This is a genomic window from Pseudomonas sp. LH1G9, from assembly GCF_002949975.1.
GTDB classification, from domain to species: domain Bacteria; phylum Pseudomonadota; class Gammaproteobacteria; order Pseudomonadales; family Pseudomonadaceae; genus Aquipseudomonas; species Aquipseudomonas veronii.
The window spans coordinates 1,105,084-1,127,082 of the sequence record NZ_CP026880.1; the positions used below are offsets into that span (position 1 = coordinate 1,105,084).

Genomic DNA, 21,999 nt, shown 5'->3' on the forward strand with positions numbered 1-21,999 from the left:
CGCCCGCCACGTTGGGGCGCGGCGTGTTTTCGCGCTACACCACAGCGCCGAACAACGCCCCGACGCTGGCCGTAATGCCCATGGCCAGTACGCCCCACAGGGTTACGCGCCAGGCGCCGACGAAGACTTTCGCCCCGCCGGCCCTGGCCGCCACGGCGCCAAGGCTGGCAAGAAACAGCAGGGACATGCCGCAGATCCACGGCACCACGCTGTGCTCTGGCGCGATGAGCGTCACCGCCAGCGGCAACGCGGCACCGACCACGAAACTCGCCGCCGAGGCCAGCGCCGCTTGCAGCGGTTTGGCGGCGAGGGCTTCGCTGATGCCCAGCTCGTCCCGGGCGTGAGCCCCCAAGGCGTCGTGCGCCATCAATTGGTCGGCGACCTGATGAGCCAATTCGGGTGATACGCCACGCTGCATGTAGATGTTGGCAAGCTCGCTATGCTCCGCTTTCGGGTTACTCGCCAGTTCCGCTCGTTCCCGTGCCAGATCGGCGTGCTCGGTATCGGCCTGGGAATGCACCGAAACGTATTCGCCGGCCGCCATCGACATCGCCCCCGCCACCAGCCCGGCCATGCCGGTGACGATCAGCGAGGCGTGGCTGGCGTTGGCGGCGGCGACACCGATCAACAGGCTGGCGGTGGAGACGATGCCGTCATTGGCGCCCAGGACCGCGGCGCGCAGCCAGCCGATACGGTCACTGCGGTGGGATTCGGTGTGCCGGTGCATGAATTTCATCGGTGTGCGGGACTCATGTTCGTGGACGGGGTTGGGGCGGACGGCTTTCAATCTGCGCCTGCAGAATACCGCCGACAATCGATATTTCTTTGAGTTGTTCACCCTCGCGCAGCACGAACAGCGCGTCCATCCCGCGTGCCTGCGCCAGGCGTGGGCCTTCGATTTCGCCCAGCACCATCAACGCCGTGGCCCAGGCATCGGCGAGCATGCACGAGGCGGCCACCACCGTGACGGCGGCGACGGTATTGCACAGCGGGGCGCCGGTGGCCGGGTTCATGGTGTGAGCATAGTGTCGGTCTTTCACGTCAATCCAGTGTCGGTAGTCGCCGGAGGTGGCGATGGCGGCGTCGCTGAGTTCCATGACCCCCATCACTTCACGCTGGCCACGGCTTGGTTTTTCAATGGCCACGACCCACGGTTGAGCATCCGGCTTGACGCCGCGGGCACGCATTTCGCCATCGATGCCGACCAGGTAGCGGGTCAGCCCGAAGCCGTCCAGGCAGCGCGCCAGTTCGTCGACGCCAAAGCCTTTGGCGATCCCGTTGAGGTTGAGGTGCAGCGGCGCGCGTTTGCGCACTTGGTGGCGTTGCGTGTCCACCGTCAATGCTGCAGTGGCCGACAGGCCGCTGCGTGACGGCAGGGCGTCGATGGTCTGTTCGGTGACTGAGGGTGCGCCGGGACCGAAGCCCCAGGCGTCCACCAGATCACCGACGGCGATGTCGAAAGCCCCGCCGGATTGCTGGCTGACCCGCAACGCGGCGGCCAACACCGTGGCCAGTTCCTGGGGCACCGGCAACCATGTTTGCTCGGGGCCGGCGTTGAGGCGGTTGAGGTCGGAATCGGCCTTCCAGGTGGACATCTGCTGGTCCACCCGGCCCACGGCCTGGGCCAGGCCGCGGTTGATCGCGTCGGTGTCGACGCCGGCCTCGGCATAGAACACGGCGGTATAGCGCGTGCCCATGGTCTCTCCGTTCAGGCTGTAGCGTTGGGGCTCAGTAGACATCTTCACGGTAGCGTCCTTGTGCTTTCAGGGCCAGCACACTCAGGTGGAGCGGGGCTAACACGTTATCCAGCGCTTGCATCACGCCTTTGGCCATCTCGCGGCTACCGCACACCAGCACTTGGGCGCCGTTTTCGATCAGGGCGCGCAACGCCAGGGCATCGCCGAGCAACCGGTCTTGCACATAGCTGCGCTCCTGAACCTGGGAGAACGCCGCGCACAATGCGGTCAGGCGGCGGTCGGCCAGGTAACGCTTGAGCTCCGGTTCATAGAGAAAATCCGAGGCCGGGTTGCGTCCTCCCCAATACAGGTGCATCGGGTGTTTGGCGGTGTTATGACGAATAAAACCGGCCAGGGGCCCGATACCGGTGCCGGCACCGATCAGAATCACCGGGTGCGCGCCCGACGCCGGACGAAATTGCGGATTGGGCTGGATGAACGCTTCGACCGACCCGCCGATCTTCAGCTCATGCAGGAACCCCGAGCATAGGCCACCTTCGTGTTTGCGCACGCAGATTTCCAGCGTGCCGTCTTCAGAGGAACTGGCCAGCGAGTAAAAGCGCGGCACCGGGTTGTCCGGCGGCAAAATGCCGACCAGATCGCCGGCCTGGAAGCTCGGTAGCGCGCCCGCGGCCTTGAAGCGCAGGACGTGGGTCGGTGCGTTCACGGCTTCGCCATAGACGATGCGCTCGGTCAATTCCAGACGACGGCTGCGCGGGCGCTGCGCCGTGTGGATCAGCGGCAGCTCGTGGCCCAGTGGCGCCGCCAACGCATCGCCCCAGCGCGCAAATTCCTGCGAGGATTGACGGTTCACGGTTTCCAGCCCCAGCAATGGCGTGCCGCCGGCTTGTACCATCGCGTCCTGCACCTGATGGGCGTACTGACAGAATCGTGGAAACTGCCGGTCGCCAAACCCGAGTACCGCAAAGGGCAGGCCGGGTTTGAGGCCCACTTGCTGCAGCCGTGCCAGGAACTGCGCGGCCGACGCCGGTGCATCGCCGTCGCCGTGGGTGGCGGTGAGGATGAACAGGCGCTGGGCAGCGCGGTACTCGCCCTTCCAATCGTTCATCGCGGCGCTGTGAACCTGGTGCCCGGCCCGGTGCAACGCCGCGTGCAAGGTATTGGCAAAACCCCAGGTGCTGTTGGTTTCACTGCCCACCAGAATCACGCTGTCGGCAGTGTGGGCCGGGCTGTTATGGCGAATCTTCGGCGCGGCCTTGCGGCGGCGCCACCACAGCAGGATGCCGGTCACGCTCATCAACGGCACGCTGAGGGCGCTAACCCCGAGGATCAAGCCCAGCCACCAGAGGCCTTCGCCGGTGTGCAATTGATAGATCAGTTGATACAGGTTGTGCATTGAATCGTGGGCCTGATACGACAACAGCGTGCCGCTGACCGGGTCCACGTAGCCGTCACCCTGGGCGGTGCGCAGGGAAAACACGTCCTCGGGGTTCCCGGGGCTCGGGTAAACCAGTTCGCGCAGGTCGTTCAGATCGATGGCCTGCAAGGCTTGCAGGTTGGCCACCGGCTGCGCCGCGCCGACGCTGATGTGCGCGGGGAAGGCCGGCTCAGCCTGACTGCCGTCGGCGATCAAACCGAAGGTCGTGGCGCACATGTACAGCCCAGTCAAGGCCGACAGCAGCAGCCCGAGCACGGCCAGGCGCCCGACTTCGGCGTGCCAGCGCTGGCTGAACGAGCCGCGCAGCGGCCGCAACAGGTTGCGCAGGCCACCCAGGCGGCGCGCCAGCAACAGCGCGCCGGACACGCAAAGCATCAACATGAAGAGTGCGCCGACGCCCGCGATCCCATGCCCGGTGGTACCCATGAACAGCGAGCGGTGCAGGTCTTTTACCCAGCGCGAAACGGCGGATGGCTCATAGGGCCCGAGGCCCTGGCCGGTCAGTGGATCGACGGTTTGCGCACCCGCCTGGCCGTCCTGGTTGTAGTAGATGATCACTGTTCCGGAGGCGCTGCGCTGGATCTGCTCCACCCCCGGAAAGTGGTTGGCGATGCGTCCCGCCAACTGGCCGACATTGAGCTGCCCAGTCGCGGTTGACGTGCCGTGCAGGCGTTCCAAAGCCGGATTGACGGACAGCACTGCGCCGCTGATGGCCAATATCATGACCAACAGGGCGGCGATCAGACCGGGCAGTGAATGGAACTGGCGAAGCATGTTCAGCCTCCAGAAGTCGCAGGTGTTACAGGTCGTAGGTAAAGGACTCGACATAAGTGCTGCCGCTGACCGGCTTGCCCGACCCGGCCGATGTCAGCGGGACACTGACGTCGGCGCGGCTGTCGCGCTTGTCTTCCACGGCGCTGTCGATACGGATCTGATACCCGGCGTCGATCAAGGTGTCGGCCAGTTCCACGCTGACGGTGAGGCTGCGGCCGCTGCCGACACTGGCGCCGCTGAGGCCGTCAAACTCGCTCGGCTTCATGGCGCTGCCACGCGCCCAGTCGCTCAGGTGCCGGTAGTACTTGGCCTTTTTGCCGGCGACCCAGAGGGTTTTCTGGTACTGGCCGTTGGCGTCGGTGACATAGATCGCCAGGTACGCGCCGTTGCCGCTATAGTCCTTGAGTTGGGTGGTCAGGGTCACTTCGCGGGCCTGGGCCAGACCCGGCAGGGCAATGGCGCCGGCGAGGCAGGTTGCAGCAATGATCTTTTTCATGATGATGTCCTGGTTGAACGTTATGGCGAGAGCCTGGACCTGCTGGCTGACAGCAACCTGAAAGCCGTGGAAAAACCGCTGATCATTCCGATCCAGGGCGGTTGAGGTAATCCCGGGCGTCGCCGTTGACGCCAAAATGGATTTCCAGTTTGCGCAGACGAAGCGAGGCGGGTGCGTAGCTGGCTTCGATCGCATTGCCTTTGCGGTCGGTGCCCCTGAGCTCATAGCAGCCGTCGTCGACCTTGATGCGTTGCACGCTCCAGCCGTATTGCTGTTCCACTTGCTGGCGCAGGGTTTCGCGTGGTTGCCAGTCGCTGACCGGCTCGCTGCAGTCGTCGTCGGCCAAGGCGTTTGCGCCGAGCAGGACGCCCAGCAATGCGGTGCTGACAATAAAAGCTGATTTCATGATCTGTCTCCGGCCGGATTGGCATTTGCGGCTTACCCTAAAGGGCATTCCTGACAACCAGCTGAATCTTCAGATTCACGTCAGGTAAGCTCGGTAAGGTGCGGCACGACAACCACCACAGGAGGTGCCAGATGCGGGTTTTATTGGTCGAGGATGCACCCGGGCTGGGCGAGGCGGTGCGCGAACAGATTGCCGACGACGGCCATGCAGTCGATTGGGTGCAGCGCCTGGAGCATGCGAACAACAGCGTGCGCAGCACGCCGTATGACCTGATCCTGCTCGACCTGATGCTGCCCGACGGTCGCGGGCTGGACTTTCTGCGCCAGCAGCGTTCGGCCGGCAATGTGACCCCGGTGATCATCCTCACCGCCCAGGACCAGATATCCGATCGTATCGCCGGCCTCAACGCCGGGGCCGACGATTACCTGGTCAAACCGTTCGACCTGTTCGAGCTGTCGGCCCGGGTGGCCGCCGTGGCCCGCCGTTACAGCGGTAACCCCAACCCGCAGATCAAACTCGGCGAGTTGCAGATCGATATGAACGCGCGCACCGTGCAGCGTGCCGGCATCACCGTCGACCTGACGGCGCGCGAATGGGCGCTGTTCGAGGCGTTCGTGCAGCGCCCCACGGCGTTGTTGTCGAAGTCGCAGCTCGAAGAGCGCCTGTACGCCTTCGGTGCGGAAATCGAGAGCAACACCATCGAGGTCTATATCAGCCGCCTGCGCAAAAAACTCGGGCGCGACCTGCTGGAAACCGTGCGTGGCATGGGTTATCGGTTGATGGCCGGATGAAGTCGCCGATCAGCCTGCAAAAGCGCCTCGGCCTCGGGTTGACCCTGGGCATGACCTTGCTCTGGCTGGGGGCGACCGTCGGCGCCTGGCTGATGGTGCAACACGAATTGAACGAGGCGTTCGACAGCGCCCTGGAAGAGACTGCGCAACGCATCCTGCCCCTGGCCGTGCTGGAAATCAGCAACCGCGAAGAACCGCGCACCGCCCAGCACGTCGCCACCCTGAAGATGCACAAGGAATACCTGACGTACCTGGTGCGCGATGCCCAGGGCCAGATTCTGATGCAGTCCCATGACGCCAACCCGAAGATCTTCAGCGAACACCCGAGCGAAGGGTTTTCCACCACCCGAAAATACCGGCTGTACGGCGCGAGTGCGCTGCGCGATACGCTGTTCATTGAGATCGCCGAGCCGCTGGGGCATCGCCGTGAGGCGGCACGGGAAGCCTTGTTGGCCCTGTTGATGCCGTTATTGGCGCTGATCCCCATCAGCCTGTTGGGCACATGGTTGTTTGTGCGCTTCAGCCTGCGCAGCGTATTGGCTTATCGCCGTGCCGTGGAAGCGCGTGGTGTGGGGGATTTGTCGCCGATCAGCGTGGCCCGGCTGCCGGCTGAAATCGACCCGTTGGCCGACGCGGTCAACCACCTGCTGGAGCGCTTGCGCAAGGCCTTGGAGGCCGAGCGCAGCTTCACCGCCAACAGCGCCCACGAGTTGCGCACACCATTGGCGGCGACGCTGGCGCAGATCCAGCGTTTGCGCCAGGAAGCGCCGGAAGGCCCGTTGCGCGTGCGTGCGGCGAAGATCGAACACGCCTTGCGCGAACTGGCGCGGCTTTCGGAAAAACTCATGCAACTGGCCAAGGCCGAGGGCGGCGGGCTGTTGTCCGAGGCGCCCCAGGACCTGATTCCCTTACTGGCCCATGGGGTCGATGAGTGGAACCGCAGCAGTGGGCAGCGCATCCGCTTGCAACTGCCGAGCGAGGGTAGCGTGTATTGCGCGATTGACCCGGACGCGTTCGGCATCCTGCTGCGCAACTTGATCGAGAATGCGTTGAAGTACGGCGCGGCGGATCAACCGGTCGACGTCAGCCTCACGGACGATGCGTTGCTGCGGGTGGTCAACGGCGGACCGGCCGTGCCGGCGCCGGTGTTGCAGCGCCTGACCGAACGCTTCGTGCGCGGCAGCAGCGAAGCCAGCGGCAGCGGGTTGGGCCTGGCGATTGCCAAGACCATCGTCCATGGGGTCAAGGCGCACATGACCCTGGCGTCGCCGGCCACAGGCCGGGACGACGGGTTTGAAGTGAACGTTCAGTTTTTGCGCTTGCCGGCCTGAACGTTCATCGCGCCCCGGCGGCGCTGCCGATCAGAAGTCGACGGTGACGCCGCTGTACAGCGCGCGCCCGTCGCCGGGTGAGTGCAGCGAGGCCTGGGCGCCGTCCGGGTCATACCAGACGTATTCGTAGTAGCGGTTGGTGAGGTTTTTCAACTGCAGGTCGACACTGACCGATTCGGTCACCTGGTAAGTCGCGCCGAGGTTCATCAAGACATAGCCGCCGTAAGTGCCCTTGGTGTTCTCGCGTTCCAGGTAATAATTCGTCTGGCCGTTCATCCACGCCGTCAACTGCAGGGCCCGCGTGGCCTTGTAGCTGACGCCGGCGTTGTACAGGTGATGCGGGATGTGGTCGATTTCCTGGCCTTTGCTGTTGGGCAAGGTCGCGCTGGGCTGGAGGATTTTCGAGTACTGCCAGGAGTAGGCCATCCAGATTTCGGTGCGTTCGTCCGGGTGCAGATTGACTTGCGCGTCGTAACCCCAGCGCCGGGTTTCGCCGACGTTGTCCGACTCGCCGCTCGGGTCGTTGAGCCGGCGACTGACTTCGCCGCTGGCTTCTTGCTGCCAATAGGCGATGCGGCCGTCGATCCAGTCCGCCGGGGTGAACTTGACCCCGGTTTCCCAGCCGTCGTTGATCGACGGCGCCAGGTTGGTATCCCGCGGTGGAATCTTATAGGCCGCCGCGCCGGTGCCGACCTGGAAGGTCCGCCCCCAGTTGGCATAGATGCTGGCCACGTCCCACGGTGAATACACCACGCTGAGCTTGGGTTGTTTGATCAGCCCATAGTCGTTGATGTCGTAGTCCATGCCGGTCATTTCGTTGGTGAAGTCGCCCTGGATCTTATCGACGCGATACGCAGGGACGATTTTCAGCGACTCGAACGGCTTGATCTCGGCCTGGACATAGGCGCCGTAGGTGTCGAAGTCGAATCGCTGGTCGCGGGTTTGGGCCAGGCGCAGGCGGTCCTTGGTGCGGTAGCGCTCGCTCTTGTTCTGCTGCTGCTGCATGTCCGCGCCGCCTTCCAGGGCGAAGTCGTACAGCCAGCTGACTTGCGGGCGCCAGGTCAGGGAGGTGAGGGCGCCATACTGGGTTTCGTAGGCGTCGCGCTCCTGCTGGGCGCTGGTGCGCCAGTATTGCGTCCAGCGCCGGTCGTCGAAGGTGTTGACGTAGGTTTTTGCCGACCAGGCCAGCGTCTCGGCCAGGTCGGTGTCGAAGTGCAGGCTGACCTGGTTCATCCGCCGCGTGCCTTTGTCGGTGGCGTTGTAGCTGTTGGTCATGGTCGGGTGCTGGTGGGCGTCCTCTTCACTCAAGTAGCCGGGTTCCTGCGCCTCGGTTTCGTAGTGACGGGCGATCAGGCCGATGCGGTAGCTGTTGTCGTCCGGGGTGTAGAACCATTTGCCGGACATGGAAAACTTGTCCGCCTCGGCGTGATCGCGGTAACCGTCGGATTTCTGGTAGGCGAAGAAGTAGTTCTGCGTCCAGTTGCTGCCTTCGATGCCTTTGGCCAGCTGGGTTTCCTGGGTGTTGTAACTGCCATAGCGCACCCGCGCCTTGGTGTAGTCGCCGCCGGTGCGGGTCAGCATATTGACGTTGCCGGCGATGTTGTTCAGGCCGTAGCGCGCATCGCTGGTGCCGCGCACCACTTCGATGCTGTCCAGCTCCATGGGGAAAATCATGTCCATGAACGGCATGTTGCCGTCGTTGCTGTTGCTCGGGATGCCGTCGATCAGCAACTTCACTGCGTTGACTTCGCCTTCGCCGTTGAAGCCGCGAAAGGAAATCTTGCCCGAGGTGGTGCCTTGGTTGAACTCGGTGAGGATCACCCCCGGCGCGCGACTGAACAGTTCCCAGCTGTAGTTGACCGGCATTTTTTCGAGGATGTCGGCGCCGAGAATGTCCACCGAGCTGAGCACGCTGCTGGTGCTCAGCGGGCCGCTGCTGGCGCTGGCGCCCTGGACCGTGACGGTGCCGAGGGTGAGGGTGGAGTCTTCGGTTTTACCGGTTTCGGCCAGCGCCGAGGACAGCGGATTGAGGGCGAACAGGCCGATGGACAGCAAGGGCCATAGCGGGCGGGACACAGAGACACGCTTTGCGCGAGGCAAAGTCATTCGAGCAGGCATAACGCACCATTCCTGATGATCAAGACACTTCGAGGACGCCCAGGCGGGCGGCTGACAAGCAGATCGCGCCACCTATGGGGCGGCGCGGGTGTCGATCAAACGGTAGGGGAGGCGCGCGGGCTCAGGCTCGGCCAGCGGATTCTGGGGTGCAGCGTCGGCAACTCGGGGTTGTCGAGGGTGGTGTCGGGGGCGTATCGCGGTAGGAAATGCCTGTAGTAGTCGGATGGCAGCGCCGCCAGTCCGGCATGACCGCAGCAGCAATCGCTGTGTTTCATGGCGGTTTTCGACGGCGCCGACTGGAGCGGGTCGATCAGCGTGCTCAAGTTGGGAGGCAGCGCTTGCGAGGCGCCCCCCGAGCAGAATCCGCCCCACATCAACAGTCCCATGTCCGGCGTCTGCATGGCGCGGCTGAGCGGCATGGCCAGCATGTTCAGCACGATGGCCAGGCAGGCTAGCCAGGGACTGATGCGTTTGAAACGAGCCATGAACGAAGTCGACTGAAAGGGGTGAACATTTAGCGGCAGTTCAGGCGCAAAGTAAAAGCCTGTCTGTGCGCTATTTTGCCGCAGTTCGTGGGCGTGATCCGCAACCCCGGGTAGCGATGCAACGGTCTGTTTTTGCGTGGCTTATGCCGAAAAAAATGCCCCGAGCATGTCGGGGCATTGGTCAGGCGGGCTGTTTTGGGGTTGCGCCGTTCAGCGACGAACCTCTGTCGCGTTCGGGCGGTTTTTCAGGTTCTTGTCGGCCTTGTAGCGCAACGCAACGTCCGGCACCGAACCGCTCTTGCCGGTCTCGACCCAGTTGCGGATACGGCTGGCGTCGGCGAAGTGGGTGAACTTGCCGAAGGCGTCGAGGATCACCAGCGACACCGGGCGGTTACCCATGCTGGTCACCAGCACCAGGCAGTGGCCGGCCTGGTTGGTGAAGCCGGTCTTGGTCAGCTTGATGTCCCAGTTGGCGCGGTTGATCAGGTGGTCGGTGTTGGAGAAACCCAAGGTGTAGTTGGGCTTGCGGAACGCCACGGTCTTTTCCTTGGTGGTGCTCAATTGGCTCAGCATCGGGAATTTGCGCGCGTAGGCCAGCAGCTTGCTCAGGTCCCTGGCGGTCGACACGTTATGGATGGACAGGCCGGTAGGTTCGACGTAATGGGTGCTGGTCATGCCCAGCGCCTTGGCCTTGGCGTTCATCGCCGCAATGAAGGCTGCGTAGCCGCCCGGGTAGTGGTGAGCCAGGCTCGCGGCGGCGCGGTTTTCCGAGGACATCAGGGCGATCAGCAACATCTCCTTGCGCGGCATTTGGCTGCCGATTTTCACCCGGGAGAACACGCCTTTCATTTCCGGCGTGTCGGTGATGTTGATGTCGATGTACTCGTCCATGTTCTGCTTGGCTTCCAGCACGATCAGCCCGGTCATGAGCTTGCTCACGGAAGCGATCGGCACCACCACGTCCGGGTTGCTGGAATAGATGACTTTGTTGGTTTGCAGATCGACCAGCATGGCGCTGCCGGAAGCGATTTGCAGTTTTGAGGTGTCACGCGGGGCCAGGGTGGTTTCGGCGGCGTGCGCAAAGGTGCCGGTGAAAGCAAATAAAAGGCTGACGAGAGAGAGACGAATTTTCACGCGGATGAACTCGCTAAAAAAAGTAAGAAATACCGTTCTGCAACGGGCTTTATGAAAAATGACGTTACATTTTAGGAGTATGGATCAGAAAACGATAGAGAGCCTTTAAATAAAGGCTGTAAGACGATGATTGGTTAGGCTTGTAGCCCATCGCGGGCAAAAAAAGGCCCGCTATGAGGGCGGGTCTAATGGGGATTTTCAAAGGAGTAGAGGTAAGTTGCGCCCGATCCTGTCGATGGCGGGTGAAAAGGATGTCGAAGAAACGCGAAACCGGGTGCTGCGCCTGGGTGAACGAGCCGGATGTTCGGGGGCGTGTTCTATTGGGCAAACCCGTCAGCGTCGGCAGTTCAAGGCGGCTACCTGCATTTTGCCAGCGTCCCCCACATTGACGATGCTCAGGCTGTCAGCGCCAGCCTCGGCGGCTTTATTGAATGCGGTGTTCAGAGCGTCGCCGTTGGATGAGCCCTGCACCGTGAAGGCTTTGACGACGTGGCAAGCGTGGGCGGATGAGGCCGTGACGAGGTTGACCTGTTTGCCCGCTTCAGTCAGTTGGGTGGTGCAAGCGGGGATCAATACCGCGATGAGGATCAGCAGAGGGGCGGCATGTAGGTTGCGCATGGCGAAAGCACTCCTGGGGTTCCTGCGGCATCTGGCGGGTGCCGAACATGTCAGCCGCGAATGCACGATAGCAGAGCGTGAGGTTCATCAGAAACCAAAAGCCCTGCGACAAGGCAGGGCTCTTTTCAGCGCGGCAGTTGATCAGCCGTGCAGGGTTTCTGCTGCATACAGCGTGTTTTCCAGCAGGCAGGCACGGGTCATCGGGCCAACGCCACCCGGTACCGGGGTGATCCAGCCGGCACGGGGCAGGGCGGTTTCGTACACCACGTCGCCGACCAGCTTGCCGTCTGCCTGACGGTTGATGCCGACGTCGATGACGATCGCGCCTTCCTTGATCCACTCACCTTTGACCAGGCCCGGCTTGCCGGCAGCCACTACCACCAGGTCGGCGCGGCCGACGTGACCGGCGAGGTCCTTGGTGAAGCGGTGGGTCACGGTCACGGTGCAGCCGGCCAGCAGCAGTTCCATGGCCATCGGGCGCCCAACGATGTTGGAGGCGCCGACGATCACGGCGTCGAGGCCGTAAAGGTTGACGCCGGTGCTTTCCAGCAGGGTCATGATGCCTTTGGGCGTGCATGGGCGCAGCAGCGGGATGCGCTGGGCCAGGCGGCCGACGTTATACGGGTGGAAACCGTCGACGTCTTTGTCCGGGCGGATGCGTTCGAGCAACTGGGAGGCGTCCAGGTGCGCGGGCAATGGCAGTTGCACCAGAATGCCGTCGATGTTCGGGTCATCGTTGAGGCCGTCGATCAGGTCGGTAAGGGCCTGCTGGGTGGTCTCGGAAGGCAGGTCGTAGGCCTTGGAAATAAAGCCGACCTCTTCACAGTCTTTACGCTTGTGCGAGACATAAACCTGAGACGCAGGATCGCTGCCGACCAGGATCACCGCGAGGCCAGGCGTGCGCAAGCCTTGCTGGCTACGCTCGGTGACGCGTTTGGCGATCTGCTGGCGCAGGCTGGCGGCGATTGATTTGCCGTCGATAAGTTGTGCAGTCATTACGCGTGATTAACCATCGAGAGGGGGAAGAAAAGTGCGCGCATTCTCGCATGCCAAGACGTGGGGGCAAAGGCGCTTGGTCTGCAAATTGGCCTAACCCCTTAAATAAAATGAATTTTTTTCAAAAAAGATTTGACGGCTTTCCGGCGCGTCTATACTATTCGTCGCACTTGTCGGGCACAGCCTAGCACTGGTTAAGAAGGTCTAGCAGGATTGTTGTTCTGCAAGGCTGGAAGCACTTAGTTTGTAATCCTCCAAGAGTACAGATTAATCAGGCGCCCGTAGCTCAGCTGGATAGAGCATCCGCCTTCTAAGCGGATGGTCGCAGGTTCGAGTCCTGCCGGGTGCGCCATTAGGCAGCTTTGGCACAAGTAGCGTTAGATGGTGGGCGTAGCTCAGTTGGTAGAGCACGGGATTGTGACTCCCGTTGTCGAGGGTTCGATCCCCTTCGTCCACCCCATATTTTGAAAAGGCGCCAGATTAATCATCTGGCGCCTTTGCTTTAAGAGCTTCAAGCGCGGATGTGGTGGAATTGGTAGACACACTGGATTTAGGTTCCAGCGCCGCGAGGCGTAAGAGTTCGAGTCTCTTCATCCGCACCAATTAAAGCTTTGCCCGGCCGGAAGGCGGGGTCAGGCTCGACAAAGAAGTGGTTTGGTTTCTTTGTTAACGCAATATGGTGGGCGTAGCTCAGTTGGTAGAGCACGGGATTGTGACTCCCGTTGTCGAGGGTTCGATCCCCTTCGTCCACCCCATATTCGAAAGGCGCCAGATTTAACAGTCTGGCGCCTTTTTTGTTTTAGTGGTTCGAGTATTCCGCGGCTGCAGGTTCTGGGTCGCAAGGCAGGGCGTTTCGTCGTATTTATGTGTCTCGATGATGCCGCGCTGCCTGCCGGTCCTGTTCGCAGGGGCGGCCGTCAGGGAGATGATTGGCGACTTCTTCTATATATAGAAGGGTCGGCGCAGAGCCCTGGCGCGATTGGCTGTATTTGTCACCGGGGCGAGGCGCAACAGTGTCTTCGTACCGATAAATTGCCTGCTGTTTTTTTACCCGTTTCCAGTAGGGTGACTTCTTGAGTTTGACCCACTAGAATGCATGCCCTTGATTCTGGGGTCGGAAACGGCCGGCTAACGTCTGTGCAACGAGGAATATCCATGCAAGTTTCTGTTGAAAATACTACTGCTCTCGAGCGCCGCCTGAGCATCACCGTGCCGGCAGAGCGCATCGAGACTGCGGTCAACAAGCGTCTGCAGCAGACTGCCCAAAAGGCCAAGATCGCTGGCTTCCGTCCAGGCAAAGTGCCAATGAGCGAAATCAAGCGCCGTTTTGGTGCTGATGCGCGTCAGGAAGCGGTAGGTGACGTGATCCAGGCGTCGTTCTACGAAGCAGTTGTCGAACAAAAGCTGAACCCGGCTGGTTCGCCTTCGATCGAGCCTAAGTCCCTGGAAGCGGGCAAGGACCTGGAATACGTTGCTGTATTCGAAGTGTTCCCGGAGTTCGAAGTTGCCGGCTTCGACGGTATCGCGATCGAGCGCCTGAGCGCCGAAGTGGCTGATGCCGACCTGGACAACATGCTGGAAATCCTGCGCAAGCAGAACACCCGTTTCGAAGTGGCCGAACGTGCTGCCCAGAACGAAGACCAGCTGAACATCGATTTCGTGGGCAAGGTTGACGGCGAAGCATTCGCTGGCGGCTCCGCCAAGGGTACTCAGCTGGTGCTGGGCTCCAACCGCATGATCCCGGGTTTCGAAGACGGCTTGGTTGGTGCAAAAGCTGGCGAAGAGCGCGTTCTGAACCTGACTTTCCCGGCTGACTACCAGAACCTGGACCTGGCCGGCAAAGCCGCCGAGTTCACCGTGACGGTCAACAGCGTGTCCGAGCCTAAGCTCCCAGAGCTGAACGAAGAGTTCTTCGCTCAATTCGGCATCAAGGAAACCGGCATCGACGGCTTCCGCACCGAAGTTCGCAAGAACATGGAGCGCGAGCTGCGTCAGGCCATCAAGTCCAAGGTCAAGAACCAGGTCATGGACGGTCTGCTGACCGCCAACCCGATCGAAGTGCCTAAGGCTTTGCTGTCCAACGAAGTGGATCGCCTGCGCGTACAAGCCGTTCAGCAGTTTGGTGGCAACATCAAACCTGACCAACTGCCGGCCGAGCTGTTCGAAGAGCAAGCCAAGCGCCGCGTCGTGCTGGGCCTGATCGTGGCTGAAGTGGTCAAGCAGTTCGACCTCAAGCCTGACGAAGACCGCGTTCGTGAAATGATCCAGGAAATGGCTTCGGCCTACCAGGAGCCTGAGCAGGTTGTGGCTTGGTACTACAAGAACGACCAGCAGCTGAACGAAGTACGTTCGGTTGTGCTGGAAGAACAAGTTGTGGATACTGTTCTGCAGAAGGCTAAGGTGACCGATAAAGCGGTCTCTTACGAAGAAGCAGTCAAGCCGGCGGAAGCAGCACAAGCCGACTGATTGTCCAACTCGTTTGAAATACAACCATAAGCCAGCCTCGCGCTGGCTTATGCGTTTTCAAGACATGACTATTTGGGAGTAACTGCAGAGCATGTTCCGTAATTCCTATATTCAGCAGAACTCTGATATCCAGGCCGCAGGCGGCCTGGTCCCGATGGTTGTCGAGCAGTCCGCTCGTGGCGAACGCGCCTACGACATCTACTCGCGCCTGCTCAAGGAGCGAGTGATCTTTTTGGTGGGGCCGGTAGAGGACTACATGGCCAACCTGATTTGTGCGCAACTGCTGTTCCTTGAAGCGGAAAACCCGGACAAGGACATCCATCTTTACATTAACTCGCCGGGCGGTTCGGTGACCGCGGGCATGTCGATCTACGACACCATGCAGTTCATCAAGCCAAACGTGTCGACCACCTGCATTGGTCAAGCCTGCAGCATGGGTGCTTTCCTGCTGACCGCAGGTGCCGAAGGCAAGCGTTACTGCCTGCCGAACTCGCGCGTGATGATTCACCAGCCACTGGGCGGTTTCCAGGGCCAGGCATCGGACATCGAAATCCATGCCAAGGAAATCCTCTTTATTCGTGAGCGTCTTAACACGCTGATGGCCAAGCACAGCGGGCACACCTTGGAAGAAATCGAGCGTGATACCAACCGTGACAATTTCATGAGCGCCGAAGCCGCGCGTGATTACGGGTTGATCGACGCAGTGATTGACAAGCGCCCCGCTTAATATAAGCAGCTCAAAATAGGCCAGGTCGGCAAGTCCGATCACCTGCGGGCTTGAAAAAGCCCGCATAAGCCTTCATCTTGTGTTGCAAGCCTATCGGATTTGGATCGAACGAATGACTGACACCCGCAACGGCGAGGACAACGGCAAGCTGCTCTATTGCTCCTTCTGTGGCAAAAGCCAGCATGAAGTACGCAAATTGATTGCCGGCCCCTCGGTCTTTATCTGCGACGAGTGCGTCGACCTGTGCAATGACATCATCCGTGAGGAGGTGCAGGAAGCCCAGGCCGAAAGCAGCGCGCATAAATTGCCTTCGCCTAAAGAAATCAGCGGCATCCTTGATCAGTACGTGATTGGTCAAGAGCGTGCAAAAAAGGTTCTGGCCGTAGCGGTGTACAACCACTACAAGCGTTTGAACCAGCGTGACAAGAAAAACGACGAAGTCGAGCTCGGCAAGAGCAACATCTTGCTGATCGGTCCTACAGGCTCGGGTAAAACCCTGCTTGCGGAAACCCTCGCTCGCCTGCTGAACGTTCCGTTCACCATCGCCGACGCCACCACCCTCACCGAGGCTGGCTACGTGGGTGAGGACGTCGAGAACATCATTCAGAAGTTGCTGCAGAAGTGCGACTACGACGTAGAGAAGGCCCAGATGGGTATCGTCTACATCGACGAAATCGATAAGATTTCGCGCAAGTCCGACAACCCGTCGATCACTCGGGATGTTTCCGGTGAAGGCGTGCAGCAAGCCTTGTTGAAACTGATCGAAGGCACGGTTGCTTCCGTACCGCCACAAGGCGGCCGCAAGCACCCGCAGCAGGAATTCCTTCAGGTTGATACGCGCAATATCCTGTTCATCTGCGGCGGTGCGTTCTCCGGTCTGGAAAAGGTTATTCAAAACCGTTCCACCCGTGGCGGCATCGGCTTCAGTGCGGAAGTGCGCAGCAAGGAAGAAGGCAAGAAGGTGGGCGAGTCCCTGCGTGAAGTCGAACCTGACGATCTGGTCAAGTTTGGTCTGATCCCGGAATTCGTTGGTCGTCTGCCGGTCCTGGCGACATTGGACGAGCTGGATGAGGCTGCTCTGATTCAGATCCTCACCGAGCCGAAAAACGCCCTGACCAAACAATATGCCAAGCTGTTCGAAATGGAAGGCGTAGACCTCGAGTTCCGTACCGACGCACTCAAATCAGTGGCCAAGCGGGCACTGGAGCGCAAAACCGGTGCGCGTGGCCTGCGTTCGATCCTCGAAGGCGTATTGCTCGACACCATGTACGAAATCCCCTCGCAGTCCGAGGTGAGCAAAGTGGTGATCGACGAAAGTGTTATCGAAGGCAAGTCCAAGCCACTGTATATCTATGAAAACAGTGAGCCGGCTGCCAAGGCTGCGCCAGACGCGTAAGCGTCCGGCTGCTGCATAACAACAAGGGGCCTTTAGGGGCCCCTTTTGTTTTAAGGGCGTGTTTTTCCTGCATTTAACTGCTGGCATTGAGCTTGTTTTTTTTGCCGGCAGCCCCCATCTTGGTTTCATGCTTACTTTTCAACTGTCATAGAGGCGAAATCATGAAGACAACCATCGAATTGCCTCTCCTGCCGTTGCGTGATGTCGTCGTCTATCCGCACATGGTTATCCCGCTGTTCGTGGGGCGCGAGAAGTCTATCGAAGCCCTCGAGGCCGCGATGACGGGCGACAAGCAGATCCTGCTGTTGGCCCAGAGAAATCCTGCTGATGATGATCCAGGCGAAGACGCCCTGTATCGCGTCGGTACCGTTGCGACTGTCCTGCAATTGCTCAAGCTGCCCGACGGCACTGTCAAGGTGTTGGTGGAAGGTGAGCAGCGCGGTGCGGTCGAGCGCTTCATGGAGGTGGACGGCCACCTGCGCGCCGAAGTGGCACTGATCGACGAAGTCGAGGCCCCGGAGCGCGAGTCCGAAGTATTTGTACGCAGCCTGCTCTCGCAATTCGAGCAGTATGTGCAGTTGGGCAAGAAAGTCCCGGCTGAAGTCCTGTCTTCCCTCAACAGCATTGATGAGCCTAGCCGCCTGGTCGACACCATGGCCGCGCACATGGCGCTGAAAATCGAGCAGAAGCAAGACATCCTCGAAATCATCGACCTGCCGGCCCGTGTCGAACACGTCCTGGCGCTGCTCGATGCCGAAATCGACCTGCTGCAGGTTGAAAAGCGCATCCGTGGTCGCGTGAAGAAACAAATGGAGCGCAGCCAGCGCGAGTACTACCTGAATGAGCAGATGAAGGCCATTCAGAAAGAACTCGGCGACAGCGAGGAAGGCCACAACGAAATCGAAGAGCTGAAAAAGCGCATCGATGCCGCCGGCCTGCCGAAAGACGCCCTGACCAAGGCCAACGCCGAGCTGAACAAGCTCAAGCAAATGTCGCCGATGTCGGCCGAAGCCACCGTGGTTCGTTCCTACATCGATTGGCTGGTGCAGGTGCCGTGGAAGGCTCAGACCAAGGTGCGCCTGGACCTGGCTCGCGCCGAAGATATCCTCGATGCCGACCATTACGGCCTCGAAGAAGTCAAAGAACGCATTCTCGAATACCTTGCCGTGCAAAAGCGCGTGAAGAAAATTCGTGGCCCGGTGTTGTGCCTAGTCGGTCCGCCGGGTGTGGGTAAAACCTCCCTGGCCGAGTCGATTGCCAATGCCACCAACCGTAAATTCGTGCGAATGGCCCTTGGCGGCGTGCGTGATGAAGCGGAAATTCGTGGTCATCGCCGCACATATATCGGTTCGATGCCAGGAAGATTGATTCAAAAGATGACAAAGGTCGGCGTGCGCAACCCGCTGTTCCTGCTCGATGAAATCGACAAAATGGGCAGCGACATGCGTGGCGATCCGGCATCGGCCTTGCTCGAAGTGCTCGATCCCGAGCAGAACCATAATTTCAACGACCATTACCTGGAAGTCGACTACGACCTGTCCGACGTAATGTTCCTGTGTACCTCCAACTCCATGAACATTCCGCCAGCGTTGCTGGACCGGATGGAGGTGATTCGTCTGCCGGGTTACACCGAAGACGAGAAGATCAACATCGCCGTCAAATACCTCGCGCCCAAGCAGATTTCGGCCAATGGCCTGAAGAAAGGCGAGATCGAATTCGAGGTCGAGTCGATCCGCGATATGGTGCGTTACTACACCCGCGAGGCCGGTGTACGGGGGCTTGAGCGCCAGATTGCGAAGATTTGCCGCAAGGCGGTCAAGGAACATGCGCTGGAAAAACGCTTCTCGGTGAAGATTACCGCCGATGTGCTGGAGCACTATCTGGGCGTGCGTAAATTCAGCTACGGGTTGGCGGAACAGCAGGATCAGGTAGGGCAGGTGACTGGCCTGGCGTGGACCCAGGTGGGTGGCGAATTGCTGACCATCGAAGCCGCGGTGATCCCGGGCAAAGGCCAATTGATCAAGACAGGTTCCCTGGGTGACGTGATGGTCGAATCCATCACCGCCGCGCAGACCGTGGTGCGCAGCCGCGCCCGGAGCCTGGGGATTCCCCTGGACTTCCATGAGAAGCACGACGTCCATATCCACATGCCGGAAGGGGCGACCCCGAAAGACGGCCCTAGCGCTGGCGTAGGCATGTGTACGGCCCTGGTATCGGCCCTGACCGGCATTCCGGTACGCGCCGATGTGGCCATGACCGGGGAAATCACCCTGCGTGGCCAGGTATTGGCCATCGGTGGTCTGAAAGAAAAATTGCTCGCCGCACACCGGGGTGGAATCAAGACCGTGATCATTCCTGAAGAGAATGTCCGCGACTTGAAGGAAATTCCTGACAATATCAAGCAAGATCTTCAGATTAAACCGGTTAAATGGATTGACGAGGTCCTGCAAATTGCGCTGCAATACGCGCCGGAGCCCTTGCCGGATGTGGCTCCGGAGATAGTCGCGAAGGACGAAAAGCGCGAGTCTGATTCCAAGGAAAGAATTAGCACGCATTAATGCGTTAAAGCCTGGGGGCTTCCTTGACAGCTTTTTAGAGCCCTTGTTATAAAGCGGCTCTTAAGTGTCTGTAGGCCATTCAGCACTGGTTTTTGCTTTCACCAAAAAACTTAGAATCATACTCAATAGATATATAAGGGGACTTAGAGTGAACAAGTCGGAACTGATTGATGCTATCGCCGCATCCGCTGATATCCCGAAAGCTGCTGCTGGCCGTGCGCTGGACGCAGTAATCGAATCCGTCACTGGCGCTCTGAAGGCCGGCGATTCGGTGGTACTGGTAGGCTTCGGTACTTTTTCTGTGACTGACCGCCCAGCTCGCACTGGCCGTAACCCACAGACTGGCAAAGCACTGCAAATCGCTGCTGCCAAGAAACCAGGTTTCAAAGCCGGTAAAGCCCTGAAAGAAGCCGTTAACTAAGCCTCGATCAAGCCTTTACCTACCCGGGTCCGACGCAGGTCTGGCCTGGCAGCGGAGCGGCAGCTGACCCACGTATCCATCGGGTCACCACGCCGGGGGTGTGGGTTCTAACCCCCGTCCGCTCCGCCAGTTACGAGAGAAGGCGCATCCTCGGATGCGCCTTTCTTCTATCCGGACTCTACCCACGCTCCACGGTTGCCAATTTTTGAAGTTCAACCGTTTCTGGGGGACGCATGCTGCAAAATATCAGGGACAATTCACAAGGCTGGATTGCCAAGACCATTATCGGGATCATCGTCGCATTGATGGCGTTCACCGGTATCGAGGCTATTTTTCAGGCTTCGACCAACACCAAGCAGGACGTGGCCAAGGTCAACGGTGAAGCAATCACCCAGACCGAACTGAGCCAGGCCGTCGACATGCAACGTCGCCAACTGATGCAACAGATGGGCAAGGATTTCGATGCTTCCCTGCTGGACGAAAAACTGCTGCGCGACGCGGCGCTCAAGAGCCTGATCGATCGCAAGCTGGTACTGCAAGGTGCCGCTGATTCCAAGTTTGCCTTCTCTGACGCCGCGCTGGACCAAGTGATCCTGCAGACGCCGGAGTTCCAGGTGGACGGCAAGTTCAACGCCGAGCGTTTTGACCAGGTGATCCGTCAACTGGGCTACAGCCGTCTGCAGTTCCGTCAGATGATGACCCAGCAAATGCTGATCGAGCAGACTCGCTTGGGCATCCTCGGCAGCGCCTTCGTGACTGACGCGCAGGTGCTGGCATTCGCCCGCCTGGAAAAACAGACCCGCGATTTCGCCACCGTCAATATCAAGGCCAACCCTGCGGCGGTGAAACTCACCGACGACGAGGTCAAGGCTTACTACGACCAGCACGCCAAAGAGTTCATGACCCCGGACCAGGTGGTCATCGACTATCTAGAGTTGAAGAAGTCGTCTTTCTTCGACCAGGTCACCGTCAAGGACGATGAACTGCAGGCAGCGTATGAGAAAGAAACCGCCAACCTCGCTGAGCAGCGTCGTGCGGCGCACATCCTGATTGAAGTCAACGACAAGGTCACCGACGCTCAAGCCAAGGCCAAGATCGAGGAAATCCAGGCGCGCCTGGCCAAGGGTGAGCAGTTCGAAGCCCTGGCCAAGGAGTTCTCCCAGGACCCGGGTTCGGCCAGCAATGGCGGTGACCTTGGTTTTGCCGGTCCTGGCGTCTACGATCCGGACTTCGAAGCTGCCCTGTACGCCTTGAATAAGGACCAGGTCTCGGGACCGGTGCGCAGCACCTTCGGTTGGCACCTGATCAAGCTGTTGGGCGTTGAAGCGCCAGAAGTGCCATCGTTCGCCAGCCTGAAAGACAAGCTGACTCACGAGCTCAAGAACCAACAGGTTGAACAGCGTTTTGTCGAAGCGACCAAGCAATTGGAAGATGCGGCGTTCGAAGCCTCCGACCTGGCTCAGCCGGCGTCCGATCTGAAGCTGACCGTTCACACCTCTGCGCCGTTTGGTCGCGAAGGCGGTGAGGGTGTCGCGGCCAACCGTGCCGTGGTCACTGCCGCGTTCAGCCCGGAAGTGTTGGATGAGGGTGCCAACAGCACCGCCATCGAGCTCGACCCGGAAACCATCATCGTGCTGCGGGCCAAAGAGCATCTGAAGCCTACGCAACTGCCGCTGGAAAGCGTGGCAGCGGCGATCCGCACCCAGATGACCAAGGAGCGCGCCAGCGCGGCCGCCAAGACTCACGCTGACGAGTTGATCGCCAGCCTGCGTGATGGCAAGACCCCGCTGAACCAGCCCGTTGATGGCCAGGCCTGGAAAGTCACCGAAGCGGCTACCCGTAGCCAGGAAACGATCGACCCGGTGGTGCTGCAAGCCTTGTTCCGCATGCCCAAGCCTGCGTCCAAGGACAAGCCGACCTTCACCACCGTTACCCTCGCTGATGGCAGCCTGGTGATCGTGCGCTTGAACGGCGTCACCGAAGCGGCGGCTCCATCGGACGATGAGAAGGCGCAATACCGCCGTTTCCTCGCTTCCCGTGTTGGGCAGCAGGATTTCGCGGCGTACCGCAAGCAGCTGGAAACCAAGGCTGAGATCAAGAAGTACTGATCTCGGTTTGAATAAAAAGCCCCCGGCCTGAAAAGACCG

At 60.2% G+C, this 21,999-nt stretch carries 18 protein-coding genes and 4 tRNA genes; 12 read left to right on the top strand and 10 right to left on the bottom strand.

The annotated features are described in order from the left end of the window. Window positions 1-34: 34 nt before the first annotated feature. The 5 genes from C5F70_RS05240 to C5F70_RS05260 all read right to left on the bottom strand — a co-directional run bounded on the left by C5F70_RS05240 (window position 35) and on the right by C5F70_RS05260 (window position 4,811). On the bottom strand, window positions 35-736 hold the full coding sequence (locus tag C5F70_RS05240; RefSeq protein ID WP_046485620.1) for a VIT family protein: 702 nt from the start codon (window positions 734-736) through the stop codon (window positions 35-37). Between the two features lie 13 nt (window positions 737-749). Then, a complete protein-coding gene (locus tag C5F70_RS05245; RefSeq protein ID WP_017848223.1) occupies window positions 750-1,739 on the bottom strand; it encodes an FAD:protein FMN transferase in 990 nt (329 codons plus the stop codon). After that, window positions 1,729-3,909 (bottom strand): PepSY domain-containing protein, encoded by a 2,181-nt coding sequence (locus C5F70_RS05250; protein ID WP_104902845.1) that lies wholly within the window; start codon window positions 3,907-3,909, stop codon window positions 1,729-1,731. The genes C5F70_RS05245 and C5F70_RS05250 overlap by 11 nt, the downstream gene beginning before the upstream one ends. 25 nt (window positions 3,910-3,934) lie before the next feature. Next, complete coding sequence (locus C5F70_RS05255; protein ID WP_017848221.1) at window positions 3,935-4,405, bottom strand: DUF2271 domain-containing protein; 471 nt, start codon at window positions 4,403-4,405, stop codon at window positions 3,935-3,937. Between the two features lie 82 nt (window positions 4,406-4,487). Then, window positions 4,488-4,811, bottom strand: a complete 324-nt coding sequence (locus C5F70_RS05260; protein WP_104902846.1) for a PepSY domain-containing protein — start codon at window positions 4,809-4,811, stop codon at window positions 4,488-4,490. 131 nt (window positions 4,812-4,942) lie between these two features. On the opposite strand from C5F70_RS05260, the gene C5F70_RS05265 reads away from it, so the two are divergent. After that, the gene (locus C5F70_RS05265) at window positions 4,943-5,602 is read left to right on the top strand and encodes a response regulator transcription factor (protein WP_017848219.1); all 660 of its coding nucleotides are present in this window, start codon (window positions 4,943-4,945) and stop codon (window positions 5,600-5,602) included. Continuing rightward, window positions 5,599-6,933, top strand: coding sequence for a HAMP domain-containing sensor histidine kinase (locus C5F70_RS05270; protein ID WP_102617272.1), 1,335 nt, complete (start codon window positions 5,599-5,601; stop codon window positions 6,931-6,933). The genes C5F70_RS05265 and C5F70_RS05270 overlap by 4 nt, the downstream gene beginning before the upstream one ends. Before the next feature lie 30 nt (window positions 6,934-6,963). Here the strand turns inward: C5F70_RS05270 and C5F70_RS05275 are convergent, their stop codons facing one another. The 5 genes from C5F70_RS05275 to folD all read right to left on the bottom strand — a co-directional run bounded on the left by C5F70_RS05275 (window position 6,964) and on the right by folD (window position 12,284). Beyond that, window positions 6,964-9,051, bottom strand: coding sequence for a TonB-dependent receptor (locus C5F70_RS05275; protein WP_104902847.1), 2,088 nt, complete (start codon window positions 9,049-9,051; stop codon window positions 6,964-6,966). Between the two features lie 95 nt (window positions 9,052-9,146). After that, complete coding sequence (locus C5F70_RS05280) at window positions 9,147-9,536, bottom strand: DUF2946 domain-containing protein (RefSeq protein WP_046485607.1); 390 nt, start codon at window positions 9,534-9,536, stop codon at window positions 9,147-9,149. 210 nt (window positions 9,537-9,746) lie between these two features. Next, on the bottom strand, window positions 9,747-10,670 hold the full coding sequence (gene pbpG / locus C5F70_RS05285) for a D-alanyl-D-alanine endopeptidase (protein WP_017848215.1): 924 nt from the start codon (window positions 10,668-10,670) through the stop codon (window positions 9,747-9,749). A 333-nt stretch (window positions 10,671-11,003) separates the two neighbouring features. Then, window positions 11,004-11,288: a hypothetical protein gene (locus tag C5F70_RS05290; RefSeq protein WP_046382845.1), complete on the bottom strand. Its 285-nt coding sequence runs from the start codon at window positions 11,286-11,288 to the stop codon at window positions 11,004-11,006. Between the two features lie 141 nt (window positions 11,289-11,429). Beyond that, window positions 11,430-12,284, bottom strand: a complete 855-nt coding sequence (gene folD, locus C5F70_RS05295) for a bifunctional methylenetetrahydrofolate dehydrogenase/methenyltetrahydrofolate cyclohydrolase FolD (protein ID WP_017848149.1) — start codon at window positions 12,282-12,284, stop codon at window positions 11,430-11,432. 275 nt (window positions 12,285-12,559) lie between these two features. Here folD and C5F70_RS05300 point away from each other — a divergent pair. From C5F70_RS05300 to C5F70_RS05345, 10 genes are all read left to right on the top strand, one after another. Next, a tRNA-Arg gene (locus C5F70_RS05300) sits at window positions 12,560-12,636 on the top strand. 32 nt (window positions 12,637-12,668) lie between these two features. Next, window positions 12,669-12,744, top strand: a tRNA-His gene (locus tag C5F70_RS05305). Window positions 12,745-12,801: 57 nt separating this feature from the next. Continuing rightward, window positions 12,802-12,886: transfer RNA gene (locus C5F70_RS05310), tRNA-Leu, on the top strand. Between the two features lie 77 nt (window positions 12,887-12,963). Next, a tRNA-His gene (locus C5F70_RS05315) sits at window positions 12,964-13,039 on the top strand. 400 nt (window positions 13,040-13,439) lie between these two features. Continuing rightward, a complete protein-coding gene (gene tig / locus C5F70_RS05320) occupies window positions 13,440-14,750 on the top strand; it encodes a trigger factor (RefSeq protein ID WP_017848148.1) in 1,311 nt (436 codons plus the stop codon). A 91-nt stretch (window positions 14,751-14,841) separates the two neighbouring features. Next, window positions 14,842-15,477, top strand: a complete 636-nt coding sequence (gene clpP, locus C5F70_RS05325; protein ID WP_017848147.1) for an ATP-dependent Clp endopeptidase proteolytic subunit ClpP — start codon at window positions 14,842-14,844, stop codon at window positions 15,475-15,477. Window positions 15,478-15,589: 112 nt separating this feature from the next. Next, complete coding sequence (clpX, locus tag C5F70_RS05330; protein ID WP_017848146.1) at window positions 15,590-16,873, top strand: ATP-dependent Clp protease ATP-binding subunit ClpX; 1,284 nt, start codon at window positions 15,590-15,592, stop codon at window positions 16,871-16,873. Between the two features lie 161 nt (window positions 16,874-17,034). Beyond that, window positions 17,035-19,431, top strand: coding sequence for an endopeptidase La (lon, locus tag C5F70_RS05335; RefSeq protein ID WP_017848145.1), 2,397 nt, complete (start codon window positions 17,035-17,037; stop codon window positions 19,429-19,431). 148 nt (window positions 19,432-19,579) lie between these two features. Next, the gene (locus C5F70_RS05340) at window positions 19,580-19,852 is read left to right on the top strand and encodes an HU family DNA-binding protein (protein ID WP_003174819.1); all 273 of its coding nucleotides are present in this window, start codon (window positions 19,580-19,582) and stop codon (window positions 19,850-19,852) included. 233 nt (window positions 19,853-20,085) lie between these two features. Next, complete coding sequence (locus C5F70_RS05345; protein WP_104902848.1) at window positions 20,086-21,960, top strand: SurA N-terminal domain-containing protein; 1,875 nt, start codon at window positions 20,086-20,088, stop codon at window positions 21,958-21,960. The last annotated feature ends 39 nt before the right edge of the window (window positions 21,961-21,999 follow it).